Origin of the sequence: Paracoccus beibuensis (assembly GCF_026162625.1) — a bacterium.
Classification (GTDB): domain Bacteria; phylum Pseudomonadota; class Alphaproteobacteria; order Rhodobacterales; family Rhodobacteraceae; genus Paracoccus; species Paracoccus beibuensis.
The window spans coordinates 1-1,406 of record NZ_JAOTBD010000092.1; the positions used below are offsets into that span (position 1 = coordinate 1).

Below are 1,406 nucleotides of genomic sequence, written 5' to 3' on the forward strand. Positions count from 1 at the left end.
AGGCTCATAACCTGAAGGCCGCAGGTTCAAATCCTGCCCCCGCAACCAAAAATATTAAGATAAATCAGCGTTTTACAAGCCTCCCTCGCGGGAGGCTTTTTTGCATGCGCCGATGACTCAACACAGACTCAACAAAATCGACGGAGGTGGGGAAGTTTGCATGGCAGGCCGCGCACTCGCCCTCATGGAGGCCTCTGTTTGGAGCTGCCTCCCCGCGGCTGTCATTCGGCGCCTTCATGTCGTAGGAAGGGCTAAACGAATACAGGCCCCACCATGCGAACCCATTTTGCTGCCCTACTCGCCGTGCTGATCACCGCCGGATGCGCCGTCGGAACCGCTGCCGTCGTGAAGGGCGCCGGGCCGGACGATCTTCTGAAGCTCCGCAAAGGGCCCGGCCTCAACCACGACATCATCATCGGCCTGCCAGACGGAACGCGTCTCTCGCGCCAGAACTGTGTCACGAATGCCGGAAAGGTCTGGTGCCGAGTCTCGCTCGCCGAAAAGCCGAGTGTCTCGGGATACGTCTCTGCGGACTATCTGGCGGTTCGGTGACAGCAGCGGCCCTTTGCTGCTATCCGAGCACATAGCAGCAAAGGTCGGAACGAGTCTAAAAATGCCTGATGCAGCGCAGTGAATGAACAGCTTTATGGGGCTCTAAATCTCTAGCATGCGTTTCAGATGCTGCGATGAACTTTCAAGCGCAACTTTAAAGCAGGTTAAGGACCCCAGGTGTGCGGAGAATGCCTCCGAGACAGCACCCCTAGCGTTCCAGAGCTTCAGGCAGATCACCAAGAAATCGCCGCAGTTTATCACGCAAAACATGGTTCTTCCGAACCTGCTGCCGGACGGCACCTTCGTAATCTTTATAGTTGGCGAATCGCAGCGTCCGCGCTACTTGTCCACGCGCGCCGCACTCACGCAGTTTATAGCGGCGAAGAAGGCAAGCTAGGTCTTTCCGCGAAACGGCTGCATCGAAGCGATCCTGTTCGTCCCGTAGGACGGCATCAAGATCGAGCGGAATTGTCCGCTTTTACCCTGCTAGAACGTCCTTCCAAGTCGGAGTCTGCCGCTGAAGCTGTTCGCTTAGCTGCATTTCGGCGGCGCGAGCGCACAGACGGTCTCGTTCCTTTGCAAGCTCGCTCACCGCACCTGCGATGGCGCTCTTTCGCATCTGTACAGCGTCGAACCCATCGAGGTGCTCGGCCTGGGCCAACGCCACGGCGTCGATCACATCGGGGCTGTCTGAACTACTCCCCGAAAATCGGACAGTGTCGGAAGCTACGACCTGACGTCTGCTGATCTCCGAGGACGAGGAGATCAGAAATGCGGAAACGCAGGAACCATGACGCGGGCTTCAAGGCGCGCGTGGCGCTGGAGGCTTTGAAGGGCGATCGCACGGTGTCGGA

The 1,406-nt window shown here is 58.0% G+C and carries 1 protein-coding gene; it reads left to right on the forward strand.

The window, feature by feature from the left end; all coding sequences use genetic code 11:
• Nucleotides 1-273: 273 nt before the first annotated feature.
• Complete coding sequence (locus OC159_RS19925; RefSeq protein WP_265502967.1) at nucleotides 274-552, forward strand: SH3 domain-containing protein; 279 nt, start codon at nucleotides 274-276, stop codon at nucleotides 550-552.
• Nucleotides 553-1,406: the final 854 nt, after the last annotated feature.

Bases quoted from the DNA above. Each gene is read 5' to 3' on its own strand.
- OC159_RS19925 (WP_265502967.1), top strand. From the start codon at position 274: ATGCGAACCCATTTTGCTGCCCTACTCGCCGTGCTGATCACCGCCGGA.